The following is a 25,397-nucleotide window of genomic DNA, read 5'->3' on the forward strand; positions in this document are numbered from 1 at the left end:
ACTATTCGGCTGGCTCATAAGACAACTTGGCTTGAACCATAAGTTCTTTTCCGAGAACCAATTGTTCCTTCAACTCTTTAATCGTTTCGCCAAGTTCATAGTGCTGTGACTCAAGTTGTTTCAGTCTTTCTTTTGCCAATTCATACGTTTTGACGAGCTGTGTCTGCTGTTGATCACCCATGTCATATAAGTCAAGCAATTGTCTGATTTCTTCCAGCGAGAAACCAAACCTTTTTCCTTTAATAATCAATTTAAGACGTGCTTGGTCACGTTTTGTAAAAAGTCGCCTTTGACCGTCTCGAATAGGAAATAGAAGCTCTTTAGCTTCATAAAACCGCAGTGTCCTAGCGGTCACTCCATATTCGACGCACATTTCACGGATGCTTAACGGGTCACTCATCTTTAACTCTTTTTGTTTCATCTTAATTGATAAACTAGAAAAGTTAACGTTTACGTAAACAAACGTTACGTCAACTTAGTTCTCTAAAGAGTTTTTAGTTAATTTCCGGAGCTCTTCTAATTCTTTGATTGTCTCAGCCAATTGCTTTTGTTGTTCGAAAAGTTCAATAAGTTTACGATCAGCCATATCAATGAATACATGCATTTGGGCGTCTGTTCCCTCTTTATCATAAATTAATAGCCACTGTCTGAGTTCTTCTAATTGAAATCCAAATTTCCTGCCGCGCAAAATCAATGTCATTCTTGCACACTCTCTGGCACCATAAAAACGTGAGCGTCCAACCCTTTCTGGATTCAATAATTCAATATATTCGTAGTACCGTAAAGTTCGTGGTGTCACCTCGAATTTTGCACACATTTCCTTGAAAGAAAGCTTACCTTCACTCATACAACACCTCAAGTCTTGCGCCAAGTGTAGTGCTGTCTTACTAATCCATCAAGGTCGATGAGAATAATTTTAGTAACCCATAAGATTCAATTTTAAATCTACCAATATTTGGTACCTGCTTAAGGGTTATCATACTTAATATCTGAAGGGATAGGATTTGGATTCTTCGATAGGCATAACCCACCGCCGCGTAATGTCCATAGCGCTTCCTATTGTGCTATCCAATATTTCGATTCCAATCCTCGGCGCTATTGATACTGGTGTGATTGGGCAGCTTGGAAATGCCGTTGCAATTGGGGCAGTTGGGATCGGTGCGATAATCCTCAGTGCAGTTTATTGGTTGTTTGGTTTCTTGCGAATGGGCACCACAGGGTTTGTAGCCCAAGCATATGGCAGAGATGATACATCCGAAGTGTTAGCTCTACTTGTCCGTGGCCTTTTAATTGGTTTAGCGTGTGGTTTTTTTGTCATTTTAATACACCCAATATTATTTTGGTTATCTTTTCTAATATCTCCGAGTTCCGCTGAAGTTGAGTTATTAGCGCTAGATTATATGAGTATTCGTATTTTCTCTGCGCCAGCAATAATTGCTACCTATGCAATCATGGGATGGCTAATCGCATTAGAGAAAACCAAATATGTATTGATATTACAGTTGGCAATGAATGGTTTGAATGCAGCTCTAGATTTTTGGTTTGTGCTAGGTATGGGGTGGGGTGTCGAGGGTGTTGCATGGGCTACTTTTATAGCTGAATGGTTTGCTTTTTTTATGGGCTTGGGAATATGTTTCGCACTATCCCATAATTTTCCAAAAATAGACTGGTCTTTGATATTTTCTAAGACAAAAGTGATTGCTATTTTGTTAGTAAATAGAGATATTTTTTTACGGTCATTTATGCTCGAAATAATATTTGTGTCTTTCCTTATGACCTCAGGAAAATTTGGTGACGTTGAATTAGCGGCAACTCAAATTCTACTCCAATTTTTGCATATCTCTGCTTATGGGATGGATGGCTTTGCTTTTGCAGCAGAGGTTTTAGTGGGACAGGCTGTCGGTAAATCTAGTCGCTCTATGCTCAGAGATGCCGTAGTTAAGTCGGGAGTGTGGACCTTTACAATCGCTGTTTTTATGGCGGTTACTTATGCTTTTTTGGGGGGATTTTTTATTGCAATAATGACAATATCCAATGAGGTCAGACTGGTTTCTGAAAATTTTCTAATTTTCATTGTTCTTGGCCCTATCTTTGGGGCACTACCTTTTTTAATGGATGGTATTTTTGTTGGCGCTACTCGCTCGGTTGATATGCGCAATATGATGTTTTTATCACTAATTATTTACGCGCTATCTGCATATATTTTTATTAACTTATACGGGTTTTACGGTCTTTGGGTCGCACTCTTAGTCTCATATGCAGCACGAGGCATATCACTACTTACAAAATATCCAAAATTAGAAAGTTCAATTATCTAAATAACTCCAAAGCTCGCTCTGGAGGACGTCCTATCACTGCTTTGTCACCAGAGATTATAATAGGTCGTTCAATCAAAATTGGGTTTTGTAACATTGCCTCAATAAGTAACTCATCTTTACTAGTGCGGCTCAACCCTGAAGCGCGAAATATTTTCTCGTTTGTGCGCACAAGCTCTATAACAGGGATTGACAACTTTTCTATTAGGGACATCAGGTCTTCGTAGGTAAAGATTTCATTTAGGTAATGAAATACATGAACATCAACAGACATATCTTTGAGTAAATTTAAGGCAGTCCTTGACTTTGAACATCTTGGGTTATGCCAGATTGTTTTCATAGCCATTCCTTTGCGCGAGTTCCGACGGCTTCTTCCACATTTTTGAAACCATTTTCTCTTAAATAGAAATCTAATTCTCTAAGAATTTTGTTTGTAACAGAAAAACCTGCATAAATAAGGGCAGAGTATATTTGCACTAAGGAAGCTCCAGCCTGAATTTTTTGAAATAATTGTTTGCCTGTAAATACGCCACCGACACCAATTAATGGTATTTTACCCTCTGTAATAGAATAAAGTTGCGCAAGCACACGCGTTGACATCTCAAATATTGGTACTCCCGATAGCCCACCTTTTTCATGTTGATAAATACTTTTTAGATTGTCTCGCTGGGTGGTTGTATTCGTCGCGATAATTCCGTCAATATTTGTGTCCTTCGCAACCAAAACAATGTTTTCTAGTTCATGTTGTTTAAGGTCTGGTGCTATTTTTAAAAATACAGGAACCCTTGATTTTAAATTATCCTGACAAGCAATTACTCCGTTTAATAATTCACGTAATGCTTTTTCTGATTGGAGCTTTCTTAAATTCTCAGTATTTGGTGATGAAACATTGACAGTAGCAAAATCAACAAATTCACAACATGTTTTAAACACATTTGCAAAATCACCGATGCGATCAGCGCTGGTTTTATTAGCTCCAAGGTTTAAGCCAATTATCCCGTTTGAAGGGCGTTTAGACAATCTTTTTGCGACTGCAAGCATGCCATCATTGTTAAATCCAAACCGATTTATAATGGCTTCATCTTCGTTAAGCCTGAACAGGCGCGGTTTAGGATTTCCGGGTTGAGCAAGAGGGGTGACAGCCCCAATTTCGATGAAGCCAAATCCAAATTTCATAAGGGGTTTAATAGCTTCTGCATTCTTATCGAAACCAGCAGCTAAACCTAATGGATTGTTAAATTTCAATCCCGCAACGCTAAGTTCCAAAGTTTTTGCGTGAAAACCTGGGGTGCTTGGGATAACCCCAAATTTTAGAGCTTTGATAGCTAAGTTGTGAGCTATTTCTGGGTCAACGTTTGATAATAATTGGAGGGCAATTTTTTCAGATAATTTCATTAATACCCTCCGGCAACGAATGATGACCGTTTTTCTTTTTTAAATTAGTATGCCATTCTATGTCAGCCATTAGGAGCTCTCTGTACAAATGTGGAAAATCTTGCCCTCTGCGGGAAGGCTCCCATTTAAGGTCTGTTGAAAATTTTTCTGTTTTACAAGCAGCTAATACCAAATCTTCGTGATCCGAAAAATGTTTACTCATGGTTTCCATGAGTTGTGACGCTTTAGAGAAATGTATGTATCCATCTGATATATCAACAGGCGCTCCTGTGGTTTGCCCATCTTTTGTAAAAACTTTCCATTGATCCGGTAAGAAAATCTTAAATATCAACATAATTCGTGTGATGCCTAAATATTATTATTTGGTCAAGGCCGGTAGGGCCAAATGAGCAAAAAGCCAGAACAACTTTTGATTAACTTGTATTTTTATCTCGTTTATGCTGATTCATACAAGTAAAACAGATAGATTGTTATTAAATCCATTAAGGATACAAATATGTCAGAAAAAATTGCATTTTTAGCTGCTGATACGGATAGTGCACAAGCTGCATTGCATGAGCTGACAGAAATCTACGGACAATGTGATTTCAAGGAGGCTGACTATATCGTCGCGTTGGGTGGCGATGGTTTTATGCTTCAAACTTTACACCTTTGTCAGAATTTTCGTGCCCCAGTGTATGGGATGAATCGTGGAACTGTTGGTTTTATGATGAACGCTTATGAAACGGATGCATTGCCGTTGCGACTTTCTAATGCTGAGGAGCAAATAATTAATCCTCTTATCATGAAAGCTACACTAGTTGATGGAAAAATTGAAACAGCACTGGCGATAAATGAAGTATCGCTTTTAAGAGCTGGGCCACAAGCTGCCAAGTTGCAAATATGGGTTGATAACCGACAGCGTATGGATGAACTAGTATGCGATGGTGTTTTAGTTGCCACGCCAGCAGGATCAACCGCATACAATTATTCTGCTCATGGGCCCATACTCCCCATGGGCGCAGATGTTCTCGCGATGACTGCTTTAAACGCATACAGACCGCGTAGATGGCGTGGTGCATTGTTACCAAAAACTGCAGTCGTTCGGATCGATGTACTTGATAATACTAAAAGACCTGTAATGGCAGATGCTGACAGTATATCTTTTAAAAATGTCAAAAAAGTTGAAATTAGTTCAGAGACTAAGATCCAGCATAGAATTCTTTTTAATGAAGGCCACGGGCTAGATGAGCGACTAATTCAAGAACAATTTGTTTAATTCAACCAACCTAATTTCTCCCATAGCTTTTCGTAAAAAGTACCGCAGTATTCTTCAATCGCAATCAAAGCCGCAACAACGGTATCTTCGCGCCAACGTTTTCCAATGATTTGAATTCCAATTGGGACAGGGCCTGCTTTAGTATTAGCAATGTGTGTTGGCACAATACCAGCTGGATGACCAATAAAATTCATTGAATATGACCAGAGTGCTGCACCTAAAACCTCAGTTACACCTGCCTTTCCTTCAGAATCTCGATCTGGATAAAAAAAGCTAGTTGGTATTAAATTTGAAATAATTAGCGGATACTCATCCATAAACAGTGACCATTCCCGAGCATAATGAGTTCGGTTTGCCATCGCTGTTAAAAGCTTTTTCCCGTCATAAGGTTCAAATTGGCGAAAATATTCATCAAAAATCATTTGTATTTTTTCAGAACCATTTCTTCTTATATCTTCTCCTAAAAGAGCTTGTACTTCTCCCAGTAGTGCACTGTACCCGGTTTTTGCAGTCTCTTCTAAGAGTGGTGGAGTAACCTCGTGTATCTCGAACCCAACATTGCTCAATGCATCAGCGGCTATTTTTAAACCCTTGACGATTTCAGGATCCGTTTTGAAGCCTGGCGTCTCAAAACAAAGAGCTACTTTCCGCGAATTTTCTGATAAATGAGAAGTATCCCAAGGCATTGGAACATGAAATGGGTCTCTAAGATCTGATTGAATTATTTCTGGCATGGCTAATTGAAGATCATAGGCACTTCTTGTAATTAAACCTTGTACTGACATCGATTGTGCAAGAATTCCTCGCTCACTAGTTTGACTTGAGTTCCACGCCGGCACCCTTCCTAGGCCAGGTTTTAGTGTCACTGCGCCAGTTGCTACAGATGGAAAGCGAAGTGAACCTCCAATATCATTTCCATGAGCCAAAGTGCACATTCCAGCCATCACTGCAGAACTGGCGCCACCAGAAGAGCCACCTGGGGACAAATGATTGCCCCAAGGATTATTTGTTCGTCCGTATAAAGGATTTTCTGTATCAGCTCTAAAAGAAAATTCTGGAGTATTAGTTCTACCAACAAAAACCGCTCCTGCATCCATGAGATGATCAACTATTGGAGCGTTGGTCTTGGCTATTAAATTTTTTAATGCCGTTACACCGTTGCTTGTGGCGTATCCCTTCTGGTCTACATTTATTTTAACAGTTACCGGGACACCAAATAGTCGTCCTTTTGGTTTGCCTGCAGCTACTTCGCTATCAAGGCTTTCTGCGTGTTTGATAGCCTCGTCGGACATGTCATCTACAATAGCATTCAATTGTGGGTTTACTTTTTTTGTCTGCTCAAGACATGCAGCAGTTATTTCAGTAGCACTTAATTCGTTATTTTTTGTTTTTTTACAAAGCTCACTGGCAGTAAGAGCCCAAATAGGTTTATTCAACATGTCCCACACCATAATTTATTTATAGCGTAAACAATAGCTATCCAAGATCAATTAGATTTTACTGCAAGTGAGGAGCCGTTAGAATTATTTTGCATAACCAATTTTAAACAGGGCATTCCTAATTTCCTGTAAAATAACTGGATCGTCAATAGTTGCAGGGAGCTTAAATTCTTCATTATTTGCTATTTTAACCATTGTGCCTCGCAATATCTTGCCAGATCTTGTTTTAGGTAATCTATCAACAACTAATGCATTCTTAAATGCTGCTACTGGGCCAATTTGCTTACGCACCATTTCTACACATTCAGTTCCTATGATCATATGATCTCGATCAACCCCAGCTGTAAGGCATAAAAAACCTACAGGCAATTGACCCTTTAGGTTGTCTGATACTCCAATAACTGCGCACTCTGCTACATCAGGATGGTTTGCTAATACTTCTTCAATTGCTCCAGTTGATAGGCGATGACCGGCTACGTTTATTACATCATCGGTTCGGGCCATAATATAAATATATCCATCGTCATCAATGATGCCCGCGTCACCAGTTTCGTAATATCCTGGAAATGTATTTAAATACGATGACTCAAATCTATCCTGGGCGTTCCATAGTGTTGGAAGTGTGCCAGGCGGCAGAGGTAATTTTATAGCGATTGAACCTAATTGTCCTGCAGGTAGCTCGCTCCCGGAGCGGTCTAGAACTTTTATGACAAAACCTGGCATAGGAACTGTTGGACTTCCAACTTTTATTGGCAATTTTTCTATACCCAATGGATTTCCAGCAATTACATAGCCTGTTTCTGTTTGCCACCAATGATCAATGATTGGTATCTGCAGCAAGTTTTCTGCCCAATTCACCGTATCTGGGTCTGCTCTTTCTCCTGCTAAAAATAAGGCACGTAAGTTACTCAAGTCATATTTTTTCTTTAGCTCTCCTTTTGGGTCCATTCTTTTAATTGCTCTAAAAGCTGTTGGTGCCGTAAAGAAGTTACTAACTTTATGCTCGCTTATAACGCGCCAGAACGTGCCTGCATCAGGTGTCCCAACCGGCTTACCTTCAAAAACTAGTGTCGTGTTTCCATGTATGAGAGGTGCGTAACAAATGTAACTATGGCCAACTATCCATCCAATATCAGAAGCTGCCCAAAAAACCTCTCCGGGATCTACGTTGTAAAAATTCTTCATAGTCCAATTGAGAGCAACTAGATGACCGGCTGTTGGTCTAACCACTCCTTTTGGAGCACCTGTTGTCCCGGACGTGTAAAGAATATATGCAGGATGGCTACCTTTAACTGGTACGCAGGGAGCTTTCTCCGCATTCTCCTGAAAAACATTCCAGTCGTGATCACGCCCATCAAGTAATTCTGCTTTGCATTCTGCTCGTTGAAATATGACTACAGTTTGTGGCTTATGGCTTGCCAATTCAATTGCTTGGTCAATTAATGGTTTATATTCAACAATCCTATTTGGTTCTAACCCACATGAAGCTGCTAATATTGCTTTTGGTTTAGCATCGTCAATTCTTACAGCAAGTTCATTTGCAGCAAATCCCCCAAATACTACCGAATGTATTGCTCCTATCCTTGCACAAGCCAGCATGGAAATTATTCCCTCAGGGATCATGGGCATATAAATTATGACTCGATCACCTTTAGAAATTCCTTTATTTTTTAAAGCCCCAGCGAGGACTGCAACTTTTTCCAACAGTTCTGAAAAGGTTATTGAATATTTTGTGTCAGTCATTGGACTGTCATAAATAATAGCTTTTTGATCACCTCTTCCGTTTAAAACATGCCTGTCAACGGCGTTATAGCAAGTATTTACCTCACTATCGCTAAACCATTCGTACAAGGGCGCATTGTCAGCAAACAGTGCCTTTGAAGGTTTGGTCACCCAGTCAATAGCATCTGCGGCAGTCATCCAAAAAGCCTCTGGATCGTTTTTCCAGCTATTATATACTTTTTTATAGCTCATGGGCTCCCCCTTAAATGCAAATAAACACTTGCGAATAATGCTTTAATTTCTGGTTTCGGCAAGGGGCATAGAGAAGATTTTGAATTACCTGTTGTATATCACCTGATGATAGCTATGAATATATCTAACAGCATTTTGGAACAGCCGGCTGACAGTTTGCTTTAAATATAAATTATGACCATTGAAGAAGCAGAAATTTATGCATTAAAAGCCACAGACTGGCTTATTTCAAAGCACGATCTTGTGGAAGTTTTTATGGCATCGACTGGAGTATCTGAAATAACGATTAAGAACGAATTCCATGATGGGGTATTTTTAGCAGCTGTTTTAGATTTTTTATTGCTTGATGACAATTGGGTTATTGACGCCTGTCAAGCCATGGGGCTAGAGCCTGAAGCGATGTCTGTTGTTAGGCAACTTTTGCCAGGTGGTGAAAAAGTAAATTGGACCTGAGCCGTATGCATTTCGATGGTATTTTGTTTGACAAAGATGGAACTCTTTTTGATTTCCATAAGACATGGAGTAACTGGACATCGGATGCAATCGAATATCTTTGTGGTGATAATTCAGCAAAGAAAAAGTTGGTTGCAAAAGCATTAGGGTACGATCAGAAAAATCAGTCCTTTTTAAAGTCAAGTTTGTTAATAGCGGGAACAGCTGAACAGGCGGCAGAAAAAATTGCGCCAATTATAAATGATATGAGCCAACATGAAATTGAGAGTTTTTTGTTAAATTCTGCAAAAAAAGTGAAACTTATTGAGGTAATTCCATTAGAGAAATTTCTTAAAAATTTAACCTCGAAGGGTTTGAAAATAGGTCTTGTAACAAATGATTTTGAGGCTGTGGCGCATTCCCATCTAAAGACTGCTGGAATTCACAAATACTTTGACTTTATTGCGGGATATGACAGCGGTTTTGGAGTAAAGCCAGAGCCTGGGCCTCTTTTAAAATTTTCTGAGCTTTTCTCGATTGCACCGCACAGCGTGGCCATGGTGGGGGACAGTACTCATGATTTGTTCGCTGCTGAAAAAGCGGGTATGTACAAAATTGGTGTTCTTACTGGCTTAGCTTCACATTCTGATCTGGCGCCTTATTCCGATTGTGTGCTTGATAATATAGGAAAGATAGAAACACTCTTAACTTAATTATGTTTAATGCGACTCAGATTGTCGCAAAAGAACAGGAAATAATTCGTACAGCTCGGTGTCTTAGAAATAAGAAAACGAGAGCAAGCATATGACTGTAACCAAATCCAGACAAAAAAGGGGTGGTGGGCGAGCTGGCAATGCTGGTAGAAGGGGTGGTTCATCTATTCTTCAGCTGCCTTGGCACCTTACTACAAATATAGACATGCCCACCGAGCCGTTGAATGAGGAGGGCGTGACAGCAATCCATCTTGGTGCAATGACAATACTAGAAGAAATTGGACTGGAAATACTTAATCAAGAAGCTAAGGAAATACTAAAAAAAGCTGGCTGCCTCGTTTCAGGAGAAAATGTTAAATTTGATCGCGAATTTATAATGGAGATGATAAATAAAGCGCCTTCGAAATTTGATATTACACCACGAAATCCAGAAAAGAAAATTACTGTGGGTGGGAACAAAATATTATTTGGGAATGTTTCCTCTCCACCAAATTACTGGGATACAAAAATCTGTCGAAAAGTGCCTGGCACGAGAGAGACTTGTAAAAATTTACTTAAGCTTAGTCAATATTTCAATTGTATTCACTTTGTTGGAGGCTACCCAGTCGAACCAGTAGATCTTCATCCTAGCACACGCCATCTTGATGTTCTTTATGACAAATTAACTGTCACTGACAAAGCACCCCATGCCTACAGCTTAGGAAAAGAGAGAGTAGAAGATGTTATGGAAATGGTACGAATTGCTGGTGGATGGACAGATGAAGAGTTCGATAGCAGTCCAAAAATGTATACAAATATTAATTCAACGTCTCCGCTGAAGCATGATCAGCCTATGCTTGATGGATGGATGAGATTGGCCAGACGAAATCAAGGTTTGATAGTAACACCATTTACTCTAGCTGGAGCGATGGCGCCAGTCACAATGGCAGGTGCAGTTGCGCAATCGATTGCTGAGGGTTTAAGTGCCATAGCACTCGCCCAGTACATTAATCCTGGTGTTGGATGTGCAATAGGAACTTTTACTTCTAATGTTGATATGAAATCTGGCGCTCCGGCATTTGGGACACCAGAATACATTCGGGCAACCCAAATGACAGGTCAATTAGCTCGTTTCTATGGTCTTCCATTGAGGTCATCTGGAGTATGCGCAGCAAACGTGCCTGATGGTCAATCTATTTGGGAAACTTCTAACAGCCTGTGGGCTGCAGTACAATCAGGATCAAATATAATATATCATGCAGCTGGATGGCTGGAAGGAGGTCTTATTGCAAGTCCAGAAAAATTTATCATGGATTGTGAAATTATACAGCAAATCCAGAGGTATATGGACCCCAAAATACACGCAACAGATACTGACAGTATCGCAATTTCAGCAATTAAAGAAGTTGGCAGTACTGGACATTTTTTTGGTGTAGAACATACTCAAAGCCGTTACGAAAGTGCTTTTTATCAGCCCTTTTTGTCTGATTGGAAAAATTATGAGGCGTGGGAGGCTTCAGGTGCAGTATGGACTCCTGAACGTGCATATAAGCTATATGAACAAATCCTTCATGAGTTTTCAGAACCATTGATCGATCAAGGAATAGAGGAAGAATTAAGGGAATTTGTAGATCGTCGAAAAGTAGAGGGTGGTGCCCCAACTGATTTTTGATCTTTGTCCAAATATTTTTGAATTTTAGAATTCTTTTTCTGGTGTTTAAGTTAGAAACTAGCTAGTACCCTCCGTGACATAACAGAATGGACTTCATCATCATGGGAAGAGATGTAAAAATCGCACCGTCTATACTTGCTGCGGACTTTGCGGATTTTGGAAGAGAAATTCAGGCTGTTGAGGAGCAGGGAGCCGACTGGATTCATGTCGATGTAATGGATGGACATTTTGTTCCCAATTTAACATTTGGTCCAGCCTTGTGCAAAGCTATACGTCCTCATGTGAAGACCGTAATGGATGTACATCTAATGATTAGTCCAGTTGAGCCATATATAGCCGCATATGCAGAAGCTGGTGCGGATATTATTACAGCTCATTACGAGGCTACACATCACCCACATCGTACAGTTCAGGCAATTCGTGCTGCTGGTTGCAAAGCAGGTATAGCTCTGAATCCTAGCACACCTGCAGAAAGTGTAGAATATCTGTTGGACTCCGTTGACCTAATTTGCGTAATGACTGTAAATCCAGGATTTGGTGGTCAAAGTTTCATTTGGTCTCAATTGCAGAAAATAGAAAAGTTAAAATCAATGATTGGATCACGGCCAATTTATTTAGAAATTGACGGTGGTGTTGATACTGAAACTGCGGCAAGCCTCGTAGAGGCAGGCGCAAATGTTTTGGTTGCCGGTTCAGCAGTATTTGAGGGTGGTTCTGTTCAAAAACCAGCGGTATACGGCGAGAATATATCAGCGATCCGGAATACATTTGAAGTATAATATTCGCTACCTTTGTTAAAAATCTTGGTTATTTTTTTCTTTTAAAAACTGCATTGCGGTCAATGTTCCCCCTGCCTGATGAGGAATTTTGGTACAACCTAGCGCCATTTCTATTCCTCCAAGTGTCGCTACTAACATCAGGTCATTGAAGTCACCCAAATGTCCGATCCGGAAAACTTTTCCTGATAGTTTGGATAAGCCGTTTCCCAATGACATATTGTAGTTGTGTAAGACAATTTCTCTAAATTTATCAGCATCGTGACCATCTGGCAGGAGCACGGCTGTAAGGGTATTAGAGTGATCTTTGGGTTCAAGGCAAAGAACTTCCAAACCCCATGCTTGAACAGCTAATCTTGTGGCTTTGGCATGTTTCTCGTGCCTTTTAAAAACCTGGTCAATACCTTCGTCAAATAGCATTTCCAGAGCTTCGTTTAGGCCAAAAAATAGATTTGTGGCTGGGGTGTAGGGGAAGGCGCCAGTCTTGTTCGATGCGATATGGTCATCCCACGCCCAGTATGATGCAGGAATATTTGAGCTTTTTGATGCTGAAAGTGCCCTTTCTGAGACTGCATTAAACGAAAGTCCCGGTGGTAACATAAGTCCCTTCTGCGAGCCTGCTACCGTAACATCAACACCCCACGCGTCATGACAATAATTTGAGGATGCTAAGGATGAAATCGTATCCACCATTAGTAAAGCTCCATGATTTGATTGGTCTATAGCTTCTCGCACCTCTCTTATATTAGACATACAACCAGTAGATGTTTCGTTGTGAACCACGCAGACTGCTTTTATTTTATTTTTTTTATCTTTTATAAGGCGATCCTTTATTTGATCTGCGACTGCCCCTCGGCGCCAGTCTGTAGGAATAAGTTCGGTAAGAATGCCTAATCGATTTGCCATTTTACACCATAAACTCGCAAAATGCCCAGTTTCTACCATAAGCACAGTATCTCCCGTGGACATGGTATTTGTAAGGGCAGCTTCCCAAGCACCAGTGCCGGACGCGGGATAAATAATCACATGAGAGTTCGTTTTAAAAATTTTCTTCATGCCCGAAAGGCATTTTTTTGAAAGATCAAAAAAGTCTTGGCCCCTGTGATCAATAGTTGGGAAATCCATTGCACGCAGAATTCTATCTGGCACGTTAGACGGACCGGGAATTTGCAGAAAATGTTTGCCTGGGGTGTATTTACTTGGCATTTTGTCACGCTTCTTCATTACTATTTTGATCTTGAGATGTTCTCGGCTCACGCCATATTGTTAATTCAACTAATGCAAGTATGATACAAATCAACGGATGATAAGGGAAGGATTTTACGATCTGATGGCTTCAGATTTTTCAGTTTTGAAAAGGTCAATTGAAGGAGATCTTTTGGAAAGTTCCTTTGATCTTGGAAGATATTCTACTGATGCTTCAATTTACCAACTAATGCCCAAAGCAGTAGTCATCCCAAAGTCTATCGAAGACGCAAAAGAAGTCATCTGCTTTGCTCAAAAAAATCGGCTATCAGTCTTAGCTAGAGGGGGTGGTACTTCGCAAAATGGGCAAACAGTAAATAGGTCTATTGTTATTGATAACAGCAAGTATCTAAATAAGGTTTTAGACTTTGATCCTAGTTCGAAAAGATGCGTAGTTGAGCCAGGTATTGTCCTTGATGAATTAAACCGATTTTTGAAACCACACGGACTATTTTTCCCAGTAGATGTGTCTACCTCAAGTCGAGCGACTATTGGTGGTATGGTCGGCAATAATTCTGCTGGGGGTCGATCAATTCGTTATGGGATAATGCGTGATAACGTAAATTCAGTTGATGTTATAATGGCCAACTCTGAGACTGCCCGTTTTGGAATTCTCCCCAAACATACATTTGGCCTTGATCAAATCGTGCCCGATCTTTTGCAATTGGGGTTAGATAATAAAGCCGAGATTGAGAAAAGATTTCCAAAGGTCCTAAGAAGAGTAGGTGGATATAATTTAGACGCCCTTCTGGAAGGAACACTTTCCCAGCGCCCTGGGAGTAATGCTGCTACCTCGGATATCAATTTGGCACATTTGATTGTAGGCTCTGAAGGCACACTTAATTATACAAGTGCAATTGAACTAAGACTATCTCCCTTACCACCTCCAAAAATAATGGCTCTTTGTCACTTCAGTAGCTTTTATTCAGCAATGGACTCGGCTCAACATATAGTTGGTTTAAACCCGATGACAGTAGAATTAATCGATGAAACGATGATCGCATTGGCCCGCACAATTCCCTTATTTAAGAGTACAGTTGAAGACTATGTAAAAGGTAATCCAGCAGCAATCCTGGTTGTTGAATTTGCCGAGGAGAGTTGGTCAGAGAATTTATCAAAAGTAAAACAACTTAAGGAAATAATGGTTTCTATTATCTCTAAAGGTAAATCAGAAAATTTGAAAGAATCTGGAATTGATCAGGGTGTAGTTGTTATCGAGCCATCATCAGAACAAAATAGAATTTCAGAAATGCGGAAATCTGGTTTGAATATCATGATGTCGATGAAATCTGAGGCAAAACCAGTCTCTTTCGTCGAAGATTGTGCAGTCCCTTTGCCGCACTTGGCGGAGTATACACATGGACTTACAGATATATTTAAAAAATATGGCACGAATGGAACTTGGTACGCTCATGCATCTGTTGGTTGTCTGCATGTTCGACCAGTTTTAAACATGAAAAGTAGTTCTGATGTAGCAAAAATGCGTGCCATAGCTCTTGAGGCGTTTGAGCTGGTTAAGAGGTTTTCGGGTTCTCATTCAGGTGAGCACGGAGATGGAATTTCAAGATCTGAGTTCAACCCAATAATGTTTGGTGAAAAATTAAATACAGCCTTTATAAAATTGAAAAAAATTTTGGACCCAACTGATTTATTTAATCCCGGTAAAATAGTTAATGCCCCTAAAATGGATGCACGTGATTTATTTCGTTATGCTCCCGGATATCAAGTAAAGGATTTTCCCACCAAATTAGACTGGAAAGCATGGTCTGGTGCTGCGAATGGATTTCAGGGTGCCGTTGAAATGTGTAATAATAACGGTGCTTGTCGTAAACTGGTTGGAGGGGTTATGTGTCCTTCCTTCCGGATTACCGGTGATGAGAAAGATAGTACAAGAGGAAGAGCAAACATACTAAGACTAGCTATGTCAGGCCAGCTTGGTCCTGATGCAATGACAAGCAATCATATGGAAGAAAGTTTAAAGCTTTGTGTTTCGTGCAAGGCTTGCAAGCGAGAATGCCCAACTGGCGTGGATATGTCTTCAATGAAGATAGAAATTAATGCCCTGAGGGCTGCTCAGAACTCGCTCTCGATACATGATCGGTTAATTGCGTATTTACCAAATTATGCGTCACTAGCGGCTAAAGTGCCTTGGATCATGAACCTTAGAGACAAAGTGCCCGGTCTTCCATTTTTAAGTGAAAAACTAACAGGCTTTTCATCAAGAAGAAGATTGCCGATATGGCGGAACGACTATTTTAAGAGTTCAGAGATTGATAGTGAACCGGTGGGGAAATTACCAATAATCTTATTTGTGGATACGTTTAACAAATATTTTGAGCCAGAAAATTTAAGAAGTGCTATAAATGTTTTAAAAGCAGCGGGTTACACTCCATTTGCCCCAATTCCAAAAACCGTTAAATCAAATAAGATTTGCTGCGGCAAAACACATTTATCTGTCGGAAATATAGATATGGCTAGGGCGACTGCAACGCAATTAGTAGAAACATATTTGCCGTATGCGTCTGAAGGAATACCCATAGTAGGTTTGGAGCCGTCATGCCTGTTTACGATTAAGGACGAAATCCCAAAGTTACTTAATTCGGAGGCCGCAGATCTTGTTGCCAAGCATGTTATGACTTTTGAAGAAATTTTAATGAAAAACGTGAATAAAATTGCGTTTAAACCAAGAAAAACCAAAGCTCTTTTACATGGACACTGTCATCAAAAAGCCTTTGATGCAATGGGTCCCGTTGAACAAATACTTTCTCATATCGATGGTTTAGAGGTAGAGCCAATCGTTACAAGCTGTTGCGGAATGGCGGGAGATTTTGGTTATGCCGCAGATACTTTTGACTATTCTGTTAAGATGGCTGAACTAAATCTCCTTCCAACGGTCCGAAAGGCTGACGAAAATACTTTAATTATCGCAGATGGCACGTCATGTCGTAGTCAAATTCTTGATGGATCTGGACGAAAAGCAATTCATGTTGCAAAATTTTTAGACCAGCAGTTGGCAGGAAGTAATAATTAAAATAAGCCTACGCCAATTAACCTTACTCCCATTATGCAGAAAGCTGTCAATAAAGCTTTTTCAAACCAATTTTGAGTTACACGTTTTCTTAAACTTTCCCCAAAGTAGAAACCTAGCAATACAAATAACAGACCAAAAATTGATTGGGCAATTATCTGAAGAGTTAATACCTCGCCAATATACAAGCCAATTGCGAATGGGGCGGCGCCGACCAGAAATAAAAATCCGGACGCTGAAATGAATCTTTCCTTGTCTAGGCCTCTAGCTATTAGATACATGGCTACTGGAGGAGACCATATCGAACTTAGTCCTCCAAGAATACCTGAGATCATTCCAAAAAAAAATTGTAGTGCATTTCCACCATTAATTTTTAATTTTAGACCAACCAAGCCATTCAAAGCATATATGACCATCGCGATGCCAATCGAAATTGTCAGTAATTCTTTAGGGTATAAGGACATAAATAAAGAAGTAACAAATATACTGATCAATATAGTAATGCCCATCGGCCAATATTTTTGAAACGACTCTATTCTATGTTTGGACCTAAAGAATTGAAAAAGGTTGGTGAATAGAATCGGGAGCACCAAAAGAGCAATGGCGTGAGTTGGTTCTAAAACTAGTGTAAGTAAAGCCATAGCCGCCGCTGGTAGCCCGATACCCAAAAAACCTTTTACAATTCCAGATAAAAAAAACGTTACTAACATAAACGCCAAAACACTTAGATTGTTTGATGGGAAAATGTATTCAAGTAAGTTAACGTCCAAAGTTACCTCCGAATAGAGCCCGATTTATATTTTTGCTTTGGGGTAAACAAGATTGTACAATTTCAAACGCTGGATTTTTCCCGACGGACCTTTTGGCAGATCCTTCATAACATGAATTTTATCAGGTGATTTGAATTTACCAATATTTTTTATGCAGTGCTCATCCAGACTTTTTAAGTTCAGTTTAATACTTTCTCTTGGGATAACGCACGCTTCTACTCTTTCACCATAATTTTCACATGGCACTGCAAAAGCCGCCGCCTCAAGCACACTTTCGTGATCCAGTAGTGCTTCGTCAATTTCTCTTGGAGCTATATTTTCACCACCTTTAATTATTAATTCTTTTATACGACCAGTTACAAAAATATAGCCATCCTCATCCATGTAGCCTAAGTCACCTGTTTTAAGCCAGCCGTTTTCATTAATTGTTTTGGCAGTTTCATCCGGCTGCTTGAAATACCCCTTCATTACGTTATCACCTTTAACTAATATTTCCCCTGTAATGCCTCGCGCCATTTCATCACCGGCATTATTCCCGATCATAAGTTTATTTCCGTATGCTTTGCCAGGAGAGCCTATCTTTCGAGTTTGGGGTGGCAATGGGTTTGTGGAAATTTGCGAACCTGTTTCGGTTAGCCCCATTGTTTCAATTATTGGCACTTTAAAGCGCTCTTCAAATTTACGATGTATCTCTGGGGATAGTGGGGCAGAAGCAGATCTAGCAAAGCGCAAGCAAGAGATTTTTCCTGGCATATCTTTGTTATGAAGAATGTAAGAATACTGTGTTGGTACAGCAGAAAACCAACTGCACCTGTAGGTTTCTATTAGCCTCCAAAAAGCACTCACTGAAAAACGGTGGGGTATGACTAGAGTACTAGCTGAGGCAAGCGTTCCCATAACAGTCACGCAAAGTCCGTTTATGTGATAGATGGGTAGAACACATAGTGCTACGTCTTTATGCGCCACATCATGCCCTGACGAAATATAGCGACCTGCAGCAAGTAAATTTGAATGGCTAAGCATGACGCCTTTTGGGTTGCCCGTTGTGCCTGATGTATACATTATTACCGCTACTTCTTCAGTTGCGATATTTGTTAGTGGTTCGAAGGGTTCTTCAGGAATTTCTTCCGTCCACAGTGGACCAAACTCTGGGTCTAAGCTTATTATGTCTATCTCATTTTCACAGTCATATAAAGCTTCAGAAATCAGGGTTTTACACTCATCTGCGGTGAATATCAAAACTGTTTCAGAATGATTAATTGTGTAGGCGATAATTTTAGCACCAGCGACTAGATTCAATGGAAGCGCTATGTGGCCAGCATAGATTATGCCAAGTGTAGTCAAACAAGAGCCGATACCATTATTGGCAGCAACTGCAATTTTTGATCCCGGTGGTAAGTCCTTGCCTTTCAGATGGTTCGCTATTTCTACTATTTTATTTCTGGCTGAAGCGTACGATACTGTTGATCCACTTTCAGGAGAAATTAACCATGTTAAATTTCCAAAATTATTTCCATTGTAATCAACTTGCTCAATTAAGGTTGAGGGTGAAGTGATGTAGCTCATGGCAAGACTTTGGTCCAGTATTCGCCAAATACATCTTCTAAATCAGGTTTATTTTCTTCGATGACACGTACGATTTTAACTTTATTGACGAAGTGCTCCCAATTGAGATTTCCATCTATTGAGTTTCCACCCCAACTCCCGCAACCCATGGATAAAGAAAATGGTAAGCCATTATTAAAAAAACCGCCGGTTGCGAAGCAGTGTGCTTGATTAACGATTACGCGACAGGTTTTTGCTTCCATCGCCAACTGGTGGGCCCTTTCATCATTTTTAGAATGGAGGCCTAGTGAATGGCCAGCACCTTGATACTCTTGTATTTTGATTGCTAAGTTTAAAGCGTGGTCAAAGTCTTCTGCCTGATAAAGTGTTAGGAATTGTGACATTTTCTCGCCACTGGCAATCGCATTCTGCCCTGCTGCTGCTGTCGGCAAGATTAGAAAACGTGTGTTTTCGTCCGCCCTGTCTGTTAGCTCGGTCTTATCAAGTATAACATCGATATCTTGAGCAAGAAGCGCAGCATTCATTTTACCATTCTGCCAATGTAAATTAATGACTCGTTCCGTCTCCGTTTCGTCTAATACTAAGCCACCAGCCCTCTTAAGGGCAACAAGTGCCTCGTTATATATGGAACGTACAACAATTACTGAATTTTCTGATGAGCACGAAGTGGCATTATCAAAAGTTTTAGACTTAGCAATTTTTTCCGCAGCATCATCAACGTCTGCGGTTTCATCTAAAATTGTGACTACATTTCCCTGTCCCACACCTAGAGCGGGTGTCCCAGAGGAGTATCCTGCTTGAACATTATTCTGGGATCCGGTGACAACTAGTAGGTCTGCCAGTTCCATTAACCGTTGGGTTTTAGGCTTTGAGGGCGGAGCGGGCAGCATTTGGACCAAATTAGGGTCTATGCCTACATCTGCTAAATTTTTTCGAATGTGTTTTAATAACACGGAAAATGGTGCGGCACCCTTTGGGGATGGCGCAATAATAATTGAATTACCTGTTTTAAGCGCATTTATTATGTTATTAGTTGGCGTTGCTAGTGGATTGGTCGATGGTACAATTGCCGCGATAACACCCTTGGGTCGAAAATAAACAGATAATCCTTTCACATCATCGTCATAGATATGCCCGAAAGATTTTATGTCTTTAAGGTCCCGTAAAAGACCGAGGGTTTTATTATGATTTTTTTGAATTTTATCTTGAACGTTTCCAAGCCCAGTTTCACTAACAGCAAGTTTTGAAAGGTCACTGTTGTTCTCGGGTTGCATCAAGGCCCAACCTACTGCCTGACAGGCTAAGTCGAATATTTCCTGTGATCCTCTCGCCTCATAGTTTTGCTGTGCCTTTCTTGCTGTGGCAACAAGTTTATCTATTTCTTGGATTTCTATATCGTCAACCAACTTGCATCCTTCTATTTATGACTCAACATGCTTAGCAAAGAAGGCTGAGTGCAGACTTTTAACTAATGTTAATACTCCAGCAATAATTAAAATTGTACAAATTGGTCTTGAGAAATAGGTTCCTAAATCATAATGAACCATTTGCATGCCTTGAGCAAAATTTTGCTCTCCAATCTTTCCTAGAATTAGGCCTAATACTATTCCTGGTATTGAGTATCCGGACCGGCGCAGTAGAAAACCAATCACACCAGCTGCAAACATTACTATGACATCTAGAACTAAACCCCTGCTTATGTAAGCTCCAATACTTGCCAGCATTAAAATCATGGGTGCCAGGAATTGGAATGGAATCTTCAGCAAATAAAGAATGGTTTTTGTTTCTAATAGGCCAATAAATAGAATAGACAGATTAGCATAAAACATACCTGCAAAAACAATCCAAATTAAATCTGGTGAGTTATAAAAAACTAATGGTCCAGGTTCTAGGTCGTGCATTTGAAAGACTGCAACCATCATTGCCGTTAAGGCGCCACCGGGAAGCCCTAATGCTAATAATGGTATCATTGCTGCACCAGTTGCTGCATTATTTGCCGTCTCTGAAGAAATAACTCCCTCGAGTTTTCCCTTTCCAAAGTCAGATTTATTTTTAGACCAACGCACTGCTTCTCCGTAACCCATAAATGCTGCCAGCGTTGCGCCAATTCCGGGTAGTATGCCGCAAAAGAAACCTACTAATATCGATCTAATTACTGCAATTTTGTGAGCCCAAAGCTCAAAAAATGTGGGGAAGTCCACACTAAACTTTGGAGCGCTGTAGTTACCACTCACCTTCTTTTCTGCTTGAACAAAAATTTCTGAAACAGCAAAAAAACCGAGAATTGCGGGTACAAAAGCAATGCCTGCTGCCAGATCACTGAAACCAAAGTTGAAACGGTTTATGCCGCCAACGGGGTCTTGGCCAATTGTTGCTATTAACAGTCCTAAAAGTACTGACAACCAACCTTTCCAAATAGTTCGCCCGCCAACAGATGAAGCAACAGCTAGACCAAAAAAAACTAATGCAAAGATTTCTGGAGGGCCAATGTTCATAATTGCCCATTGAGCAAGTGGTTCCGTTGCGCTCATCATCACAATTGCTGATGCAACCCCCCCAACGGCTGAGCATAACACTGCAGCACCAACTGCTTTTCCTGCCATACCCTTTTGCGTCATTGGATACCCATCAAAAGCTGTTGGTGCGTTTTCTGGAGCACCAGGAATATTAAATAAAATGGCCGTTATTGCTCCGCCGTAAGTTCCGGTACAGTAAATCACCGCAAAAAGCATGACACCTTGAGATGGTGATAAGTCCGCGGTAAAGGGAAGTAGGATTGCGGCAAGAGTCAGCATACTCACGCCTGGTATCGCTCCAAAAAGCATACCACCTATTACACCAAAAATAAAAATTCCTACAGTAAATGGATCCCCAAAGAGTGTAGCAGTTCCGGTAAGAAAATTATCGAGCATTTAATACTACCATCAAAAAAGTTGATCAAATTGTGTTTTCATTTTTAACATAAAAGCACTGAAATCATAAAACGGTGATACATTCCCTTGCGGAAGAGGGGCATTTAAAATGAACATGAAAAGTATAATTAAGAGCGCGTAGATAAATAAAGTGCTCAGTAAAATGAATTTGACTCTGCGTTCACCCCAAGCAAGCATTACCAATGCAATAAAGAATGGTGTGCCAAAATAAAAACCGACAGGTTTTAAAGAGATTGCATAGAGAAGTGGAATAACAAGGATCCATGCTGTTTTTAAATAATCGGTCAAAGAAGAATAATAGACTTGATCTGGTGCCTCGCTGGCGCCAACTCTACCTTTTTGAGTTTTTGATCCATTCTTGAAAGAATGGTACAGATTGCCAAGTGCGGCTAAACCTATAAGTGCCAGAATCACCCGAGGCCATCCAGTCGCGCCGAACTTATAAATCTCAATTGGTTGATTGAAGTTAAAACTTACCGAAAAGAAAATTACTGCTATCAGCAGCCAGAAAACTATCTCAACCAGATCGGAATTTTTAAGATTGCCCATGAATATTCTTTCAAATAACAGGTCCGCGACAGATGTCGCGGACTTTTATTTTTTTAACCGTTAATAGGTTCTTTTATTTAACGTCTAAACCCATTTGTTTGTAAACGTCTCGATACTGAGCTATAGCACCATTGATCATCTCTATGGCACCGTCCGTATCGCGGTAGCTGTCAATTACAGTCATGAATTTACTCTCATTGAATGCTTGATAACTATCCTCACAATAACCACGCTGGAAAGCCCATTTTAACCAGTCAACTCTGTCAGAGGGCGCATCTTTATGAACATAAAAACCTCTGAAACGAAGTAACGGTTCAAAATCCATGCCCATCTCTTTGTGCGTCGGAACATCGCTAAATGCACCTGGGCGTTCATTGAACACTGTTAGTATTGGTTTAAAATTATCAGCATCTAGAAATTTTCGCACATCACCTGGCTGTTCAAAGAGAGCATCAACTTGGCCACCAAGCAGTGCCCCGTATCTTGGTGCACCTTTGTCAAATGAAATTTGTTGTATTTCCATGTCTGAGGCTTCAGTAATAAATTTCATTATTACGCGCTCCATGGACCCTTCTTTCGACACGTTTGCTATAGTGGCTTTTCCATCTTGTGCTCGAACCCATTCAACAAAACTAGGCCAGTCTGTATATCGAGTTTCATTGGTTCTGATGTAAATTTGTGAAAAGGTAACTTGAGATATAACAAGCGGAATCAAATCAACCGCAGGATTGGGTTTGCTCGAATCTAAAGCATGTGCAGATGACGCATCATCGATGTGTTCTAAAACTGTATATCCATCGGCTGGTGCCGCCATATATGCGGTCATACCCACAGTGCCTGAGCCACCTGGTTTATGATCGCGATTTATACTTACAGAAGTTAATTCTGTTACTGCCTCTGCCATGGCAGCAGCGACCTGTCCTGAACCACCTCCTGGCCCATATGGTACTATCATTGTCAAAGCTCGATCAGGAAAACCTCCTGGTTTTGCCATGCTCGCTTCTGAAACTCTACACTCACCCGCCAGAGCAGCGCCGGTAAAAGCAGTAAGTGCAGCTGCTGTTACAACAGCCGAAATTGGTGTTCTGAAATTAAAGTTCATATTTTTCCTCCCCGTGATTAATGATTCAGATTAAATCACATTTTTTGATGGTGGCTGTGTTGTTCATTTTGTCAACAAAAATCGCTTTTAGTAATTTTTTAAACAAGTAATTCCTCCACCGTTAATTGCCCACATACTGTAACGAGACCTTATCAGCCTAGAGCCAGGCTTATTAAAAATCAACCCATGGGAAAAAAAAGTTCCTGTTGGTTAATAATGATGGCATTTTGAAGAAAGTCGATTCCACTTAAAATTCAACATGAATACAAATCAATCATATCAAAGTAAGGTCAATAAAAGTGAGTTTTCTGGCTTTAACCGTGTTAATGGCAGCCCGTACGAGAATCGAACTCGTCTTTCCAGGTTGAAAACCTGGCGTCCTAACCGATAGACGAACGGGCCGCTCTGCCTGTGTTCGCTGTTATTATGTAAACCATTGAAGCTGTGCAAGTAGAAAATGCATGAACATATTTTTTTTTACATTCTTGCTACTGTATCTACAACTCTTCCGGCCAGGCTGCATCCTCTATAATAAGTTGAGGAGATTTTCTGCCCTGCCAATGGTTAACGTCTAATTTTCCAATCAAGTGCGCTTTTTTACCACCATGCTCTATTAAAGCTTGCCCTAGATTTCCTTCAAAAGCCCTGAAACATATTGCATCCATTGTTTTGCCACTGTCATCTGAAAAACGAACTTTTAGGTGATTTTCACCGACCCTTTTAGTAAAACTCAAACTAACATCGCAAAATGCAAACTTTGGTTCTCGAATTGCAGAACCGAAAGGCCCACAACTTTCCAATTCCTCAATAAGATCAATCTTTACACCACCAATAAAAAGGACACCATCCACCAGAACCTCTTGAGCTTCTGAATTCATAAATTCTTCTTTTTTAGCAAGTTCGCACAATCTACTCATTGCTGGGTTTAGTTGCTCTTTTGTTAGGCTTAAGCCTGCAGCCATTTTATGCCCGCCTCCCTTTTGTATGAGCCCTTCATGCTGTAGGCGTTGAATTGCGAATCCTAAATCAAAACCAGCAACGGATCTGCCGGATCCTTTACCTTGATCGCCATTAAAACCAAGTACAATTGCAGGCTTAGAGAATTTATCTTTTAGCCTTGATGCGACAATTCCAACAACTCCCGGATTCCACCCGTCCCCCGCTGCCCAAGTGATTGTTTCTTCAGACTGGTTTTTATCGATTTGTGCTAGTGCTTCTTCTCGGACGATATTCTCTATCTCTTTTCTCTTAATATTATACTCTTCTATTTGTTCACAAAGTTCATTGGCTTCTGGAACCGACTCCGAGCACAAAAGCCTCAATGCTAAATCTGCGGGACCCATTCGTCCAGGTGCATTCAATTTTGGGCCTAATAGATATCCTAAATGATACGACGTAGGACTTGAGTTCAGAGCTGACTTGTCCATAAGAACTTTTAAACCTAATCGCTGTCTTTTCGATAAAATTTTTAGACCTTGAAGAACGAAAGCTCTATTTGCGCCTACTAAAGGTGCGACATCCGCAACTGTCCCCAAAGCAACTAAATCTAAGTAATCCATGAGATTGGGTGACGATTTGCCACTATTCTTCAATTGACGGCCGCATTCTACCAAAGATAAAAATACTACCCCTGCAGCGCATAAATATGATAAATTGCCACTTTCAACTTGTCTGTTTGGATTTACAATAGTGTGACATTTGGGATCGACTTCGGAGCCTAAGTGATGATCTAAAATAATTACATCACAACCTTCATTTACGGTCTCCAAAGCCTCATGACCCATGGTCCCACAATCAACACAAATGATTAGGTCATTTTTAGAAGACAGTGCTTTCATAGACTGTTCATTGGGCCCATAACCCTCCTTTATCCTATCGGGTACATAAATATCTGGTTCCAAATTGAAAAACCGGTACCAAGAAACAAGCATTGCCCCAGAAGTCGCCCCATCAACATCATAATCAGCAAAAATTACAATTCTTTCCCTATGGTCGAGAGCACGTATCAGCCGCTCAGCCGCTTTCGATACATCAAGTAATTGTTTTGGATCTGGAAGTAAGTTTTTGATAAGAGGATTTAAATACGTATCCACGTTTTCGGGAGAGATTGCTAATCTTGCCAAAACACTGGCTACAGGTGGCTTTTGTCCAGTAATTTGTGATATGGCTTCTGCACGCCTGTGTTGCTCATCATTAGGCCCAATCCATTTCCTTCCCGTAATTGAGTTATGGACACCTAAAAATGCCATAA

22 protein-coding genes and 1 tRNA gene are annotated in these 25,397 nt (G+C 40.4%); 7 read left to right on the top strand and 16 right to left on the bottom strand.

The window, feature by feature from the left end; all coding sequences use genetic code 11:
* Nucleotide 1: 1 nt before the first annotated feature.
* Together ACTF5Q_RS05305 and ACTF5Q_RS05310 are read right to left on the bottom strand one after the other, a co-directional pair.
* Nucleotides 2-400, bottom strand: a complete 399-nt coding sequence (locus ACTF5Q_RS05305; protein WP_438953619.1) for a MerR family transcriptional regulator — start codon at nucleotides 398-400, stop codon at nucleotides 2-4.
* Between the two features lie 75 nt (nucleotides 401-475).
* A complete protein-coding gene (locus tag ACTF5Q_RS05310) occupies nucleotides 476-847 on the bottom strand; it encodes a MerR family transcriptional regulator (RefSeq protein ID WP_438953620.1) in 372 nt (123 codons plus the stop codon).
* Nucleotides 848-1,004: 157 nt separating this feature from the next.
* Between ACTF5Q_RS05310 and ACTF5Q_RS05315 the strand changes: the two genes are divergently transcribed.
* Complete coding sequence (locus ACTF5Q_RS05315) at nucleotides 1,005-2,318, top strand: MATE family efflux transporter (RefSeq protein WP_438953621.1); 1,314 nt, start codon at nucleotides 1,005-1,007, stop codon at nucleotides 2,316-2,318.
* Here the strand turns inward: ACTF5Q_RS05315 and arsC are convergent.
* From arsC to ACTF5Q_RS05330, 3 genes are read right to left on the bottom strand one after another with little or no spacing between them, the layout of a single operon-like run.
* Entirely contained in the window at nucleotides 2,311-2,655 is a 345-nt protein-coding gene (arsC, locus tag ACTF5Q_RS05320) for an arsenate reductase (glutaredoxin) (protein WP_438953622.1), read from the bottom strand. The genes ACTF5Q_RS05315 and arsC overlap by 8 nt on opposite strands.
* Nucleotides 2,652-3,710: a quinone-dependent dihydroorotate dehydrogenase gene (locus ACTF5Q_RS05325; protein ID WP_438953623.1), complete on the bottom strand. Its 1,059-nt coding sequence runs from the start codon at nucleotides 3,708-3,710 to the stop codon at nucleotides 2,652-2,654. Before ACTF5Q_RS05325 ends, arsC begins: the two co-directional genes overlap by 4 nt.
* The gene (locus tag ACTF5Q_RS05330) at nucleotides 3,697-4,044 is read right to left on the bottom strand and encodes a DUF952 domain-containing protein (protein ID WP_438953624.1); all 348 of its coding nucleotides are present in this window, start codon (nucleotides 4,042-4,044) and stop codon (nucleotides 3,697-3,699) included. The genes ACTF5Q_RS05325 and ACTF5Q_RS05330 overlap by 14 nt, the downstream gene beginning before the upstream one ends.
* A 162-nt stretch (nucleotides 4,045-4,206) precedes the next feature.
* Here ACTF5Q_RS05330 and ACTF5Q_RS05335 point away from each other — a divergent pair, with 162 nt between their 5' ends.
* Nucleotides 4,207-4,968 carry an NAD kinase gene (locus tag ACTF5Q_RS05335; RefSeq protein ID WP_438953625.1) on the top strand — a complete coding sequence of 254 codons (762 nt, stop codon included), beginning with the start codon at nucleotides 4,207-4,209 and terminating at the stop codon, nucleotides 4,966-4,968.
* On the opposite strand, the gene ACTF5Q_RS05340 is transcribed toward ACTF5Q_RS05335, so the two are convergent.
* Nucleotides 4,965-6,407: an amidase gene (locus ACTF5Q_RS05340; RefSeq protein WP_438953626.1), complete on the bottom strand. Its 1,443-nt coding sequence runs from the start codon at nucleotides 6,405-6,407 to the stop codon at nucleotides 4,965-4,967. The genes ACTF5Q_RS05335 and ACTF5Q_RS05340 overlap by 4 nt on opposite strands.
* 84 nt (nucleotides 6,408-6,491) lie before the next feature.
* A complete protein-coding gene (locus ACTF5Q_RS05345; RefSeq protein WP_438953627.1) occupies nucleotides 6,492-8,381 on the bottom strand; it encodes a propionyl-CoA synthetase in 1,890 nt (629 codons plus the stop codon).
* Between the two features lie 174 nt (nucleotides 8,382-8,555).
* Between ACTF5Q_RS05345 and ACTF5Q_RS05350 the strand changes: the two genes are divergently transcribed.
* The 4 genes from ACTF5Q_RS05350 to rpe all read left to right on the top strand — a co-directional run bounded on the left by ACTF5Q_RS05350 (nucleotide 8,556) and on the right by rpe (nucleotide 11,956).
* Nucleotides 8,556-8,834 carry a DUF3572 domain-containing protein gene (locus tag ACTF5Q_RS05350; RefSeq protein WP_438953628.1) on the top strand — a complete coding sequence of 93 codons (279 nt, stop codon included), beginning with the start codon at nucleotides 8,556-8,558 and terminating at the stop codon, nucleotides 8,832-8,834.
* 5 nt (nucleotides 8,835-8,839) lie between these two features.
* On the top strand, nucleotides 8,840-9,526 hold the full coding sequence (locus tag ACTF5Q_RS05355) for an HAD family hydrolase (protein WP_438953629.1): 687 nt from the start codon (nucleotides 8,840-8,842) through the stop codon (nucleotides 9,524-9,526).
* Between the two features lie 91 nt (nucleotides 9,527-9,617).
* A complete protein-coding gene (locus ACTF5Q_RS05360) occupies nucleotides 9,618-11,177 on the top strand; it encodes a trimethylamine methyltransferase family protein (RefSeq protein WP_438953630.1) in 1,560 nt (519 codons plus the stop codon).
* Between the two features lie 86 nt (nucleotides 11,178-11,263).
* Nucleotides 11,264-11,956, top strand: coding sequence for a ribulose-phosphate 3-epimerase (gene rpe / locus ACTF5Q_RS05365; protein WP_438953631.1), 693 nt, complete (start codon nucleotides 11,264-11,266; stop codon nucleotides 11,954-11,956).
* Between the two features lie 15 nt (nucleotides 11,957-11,971).
* Here the strand turns inward: rpe and ACTF5Q_RS05370 are convergent, their stop codons facing one another.
* Nucleotides 11,972-13,177, bottom strand: a complete 1,206-nt coding sequence (locus ACTF5Q_RS05370) for a pyridoxal-phosphate-dependent aminotransferase family protein (RefSeq protein WP_438953632.1) — start codon at nucleotides 13,175-13,177, stop codon at nucleotides 11,972-11,974.
* 106 nt (nucleotides 13,178-13,283) lie between these two features.
* Between ACTF5Q_RS05370 and ACTF5Q_RS05375 the strand changes: the two genes are divergently transcribed.
* Nucleotides 13,284-16,229: an FAD-binding and (Fe-S)-binding domain-containing protein gene (locus ACTF5Q_RS05375; RefSeq protein ID WP_438953633.1), complete on the top strand. Its 2,946-nt coding sequence runs from the start codon at nucleotides 13,284-13,286 to the stop codon at nucleotides 16,227-16,229.
* Here ACTF5Q_RS05375 and ACTF5Q_RS05380 read toward each other — a convergent pair.
* The 8 genes from ACTF5Q_RS05380 to recJ form a co-directional block, all read right to left on the bottom strand.
* Entirely contained in the window at nucleotides 16,226-16,996 is a 771-nt protein-coding gene (locus tag ACTF5Q_RS05380) for a sulfite exporter TauE/SafE family protein (RefSeq protein WP_438953634.1), read from the bottom strand. The two genes, ACTF5Q_RS05375 and ACTF5Q_RS05380, sit on opposite strands and share 4 nt — an antisense overlap.
* A 24-nt stretch (nucleotides 16,997-17,020) precedes the next feature.
* Nucleotides 17,021-18,562, bottom strand: coding sequence for an AMP-binding protein (locus ACTF5Q_RS05385; protein ID WP_438953635.1), 1,542 nt, complete (start codon nucleotides 18,560-18,562; stop codon nucleotides 17,021-17,023).
* On the bottom strand, nucleotides 18,559-19,968 hold the full coding sequence (gene sauS / locus ACTF5Q_RS05390) for an acylating sulfoacetaldehyde dehydrogenase (RefSeq protein ID WP_438953636.1): 1,410 nt from the start codon (nucleotides 19,966-19,968) through the stop codon (nucleotides 18,559-18,561). Before sauS ends, ACTF5Q_RS05385 begins: the two co-directional genes overlap by 4 nt.
* A gap of 15 nt (nucleotides 19,969-19,983) precedes the next feature.
* Complete coding sequence (locus ACTF5Q_RS05395) at nucleotides 19,984-21,474, bottom strand: tripartite tricarboxylate transporter permease (protein ID WP_438953637.1); 1,491 nt, start codon at nucleotides 21,472-21,474, stop codon at nucleotides 19,984-19,986.
* Between the two features lie 12 nt (nucleotides 21,475-21,486).
* Complete coding sequence (locus tag ACTF5Q_RS05400; RefSeq protein WP_438953638.1) at nucleotides 21,487-22,044, bottom strand: tripartite tricarboxylate transporter TctB family protein; 558 nt, start codon at nucleotides 22,042-22,044, stop codon at nucleotides 21,487-21,489.
* A 73-nt stretch (nucleotides 22,045-22,117) separates the two neighbouring features.
* Nucleotides 22,118-23,146, bottom strand: a complete 1,029-nt coding sequence (locus ACTF5Q_RS05405; protein ID WP_438953639.1) for a tripartite tricarboxylate transporter substrate binding protein — start codon at nucleotides 23,144-23,146, stop codon at nucleotides 22,118-22,120.
* Between the two features lie 327 nt (nucleotides 23,147-23,473).
* Nucleotides 23,474-23,548, bottom strand: a tRNA-Glu gene (locus ACTF5Q_RS05410).
* A gap of 95 nt (nucleotides 23,549-23,643) precedes the next feature.
* Nucleotides 23,644-25,395, bottom strand: coding sequence for a single-stranded-DNA-specific exonuclease RecJ (gene recJ, locus ACTF5Q_RS05415; RefSeq protein WP_438953640.1), 1,752 nt, complete (start codon nucleotides 25,393-25,395; stop codon nucleotides 23,644-23,646).
* Between the last annotated feature and the right edge of the window lie 2 nt (nucleotides 25,396-25,397).

Origin of the sequence: Candidatus Salinivivens marinus, from assembly GCF_965655845.1 — a bacterium.
In the GTDB taxonomy this organism is placed as follows: Bacteria; Pseudomonadota; Alphaproteobacteria; order Rhodobacterales; family Rhodobacteraceae; genus Salinivivens; species Salinivivens marinus.

Coding starts and splice junctions, on each gene's coding strand:
- ACTF5Q_RS05305 (WP_438953619.1), bottom strand. CDS start 400: ATGAGTGACCCGTTAAGCATCCGTGAAATGTGCGTCGAATATGGAGTG.
- ACTF5Q_RS05310 (WP_438953620.1), bottom strand. CDS start 847: ATGAGTGAAGGTAAGCTTTCTTTCAAGGAAATGTGTGCAAAATTCGAG.
- arsC (WP_438953622.1), bottom strand. CDS start 2,655: ATGAAAACAATCTGGCATAACCCAAGATGTTCAAAGTCAAGGACTGCC.
- ACTF5Q_RS05325 (WP_438953623.1), bottom strand. CDS start 3,710: ATGAAATTATCTGAAAAAATTGCCCTCCAATTATTATCAAACGTTGAC.
- ACTF5Q_RS05330 (WP_438953624.1), bottom strand. CDS start 4,044: ATGTTGATATTTAAGATTTTCTTACCGGATCAATGGAAAGTTTTTACA.
- ACTF5Q_RS05335 (WP_438953625.1), top strand. CDS start 4,207: ATGTCAGAAAAAATTGCATTTTTAGCTGCTGATACGGATAGTGCACAA.
- ACTF5Q_RS05340 (WP_438953626.1), bottom strand. CDS start 6,407: ATGTTGAATAAACCTATTTGGGCTCTTACTGCCAGTGAGCTTTGTAAA.
- ACTF5Q_RS05345 (WP_438953627.1), bottom strand. CDS start 8,381: ATGAGCTATAAAAAAGTATATAATAGCTGGAAAAACGATCCAGAGGCT.
- ACTF5Q_RS05350 (WP_438953628.1), top strand. CDS start 8,556: ATGACCATTGAAGAAGCAGAAATTTATGCATTAAAAGCCACAGACTGG.
- ACTF5Q_RS05355 (WP_438953629.1), top strand. CDS start 8,840: ATGCATTTCGATGGTATTTTGTTTGACAAAGATGGAACTCTTTTTGAT.
- ACTF5Q_RS05360 (WP_438953630.1), top strand. CDS start 9,618: ATGACTGTAACCAAATCCAGACAAAAAAGGGGTGGTGGGCGAGCTGGC.
- rpe (WP_438953631.1), top strand. CDS start 11,264: ATGGACTTCATCATCATGGGAAGAGATGTAAAAATCGCACCGTCTATA.
- ACTF5Q_RS05370 (WP_438953632.1), bottom strand. CDS start 13,177: ATGAAGAAGCGTGACAAAATGCCAAGTAAATACACCCCAGGCAAACAT.
- ACTF5Q_RS05375 (WP_438953633.1), top strand. CDS start 13,284: ATGGCTTCAGATTTTTCAGTTTTGAAAAGGTCAATTGAAGGAGATCTT.
- ACTF5Q_RS05385 (WP_438953635.1), bottom strand. CDS start 18,562: ATGAGCTACATCACTTCACCCTCAACCTTAATTGAGCAAGTTGATTAC.
- ACTF5Q_RS05395 (WP_438953637.1), bottom strand. CDS start 21,474: ATGCTCGATAATTTTCTTACCGGAACTGCTACACTCTTTGGGGATCCA.
- ACTF5Q_RS05400 (WP_438953638.1), bottom strand. CDS start 22,044: ATGGGCAATCTTAAAAATTCCGATCTGGTTGAGATAGTTTTCTGGCTG.
- ACTF5Q_RS05405 (WP_438953639.1), bottom strand. CDS start 23,146: ATGAACTTTAATTTCAGAACACCAATTTCGGCTGTTGTAACAGCAGCT.
- recJ (WP_438953640.1), bottom strand. CDS start 25,395: ATGGCATTTTTAGGTGTCCATAACTCAATTACGGGAAGGAAATGGATT.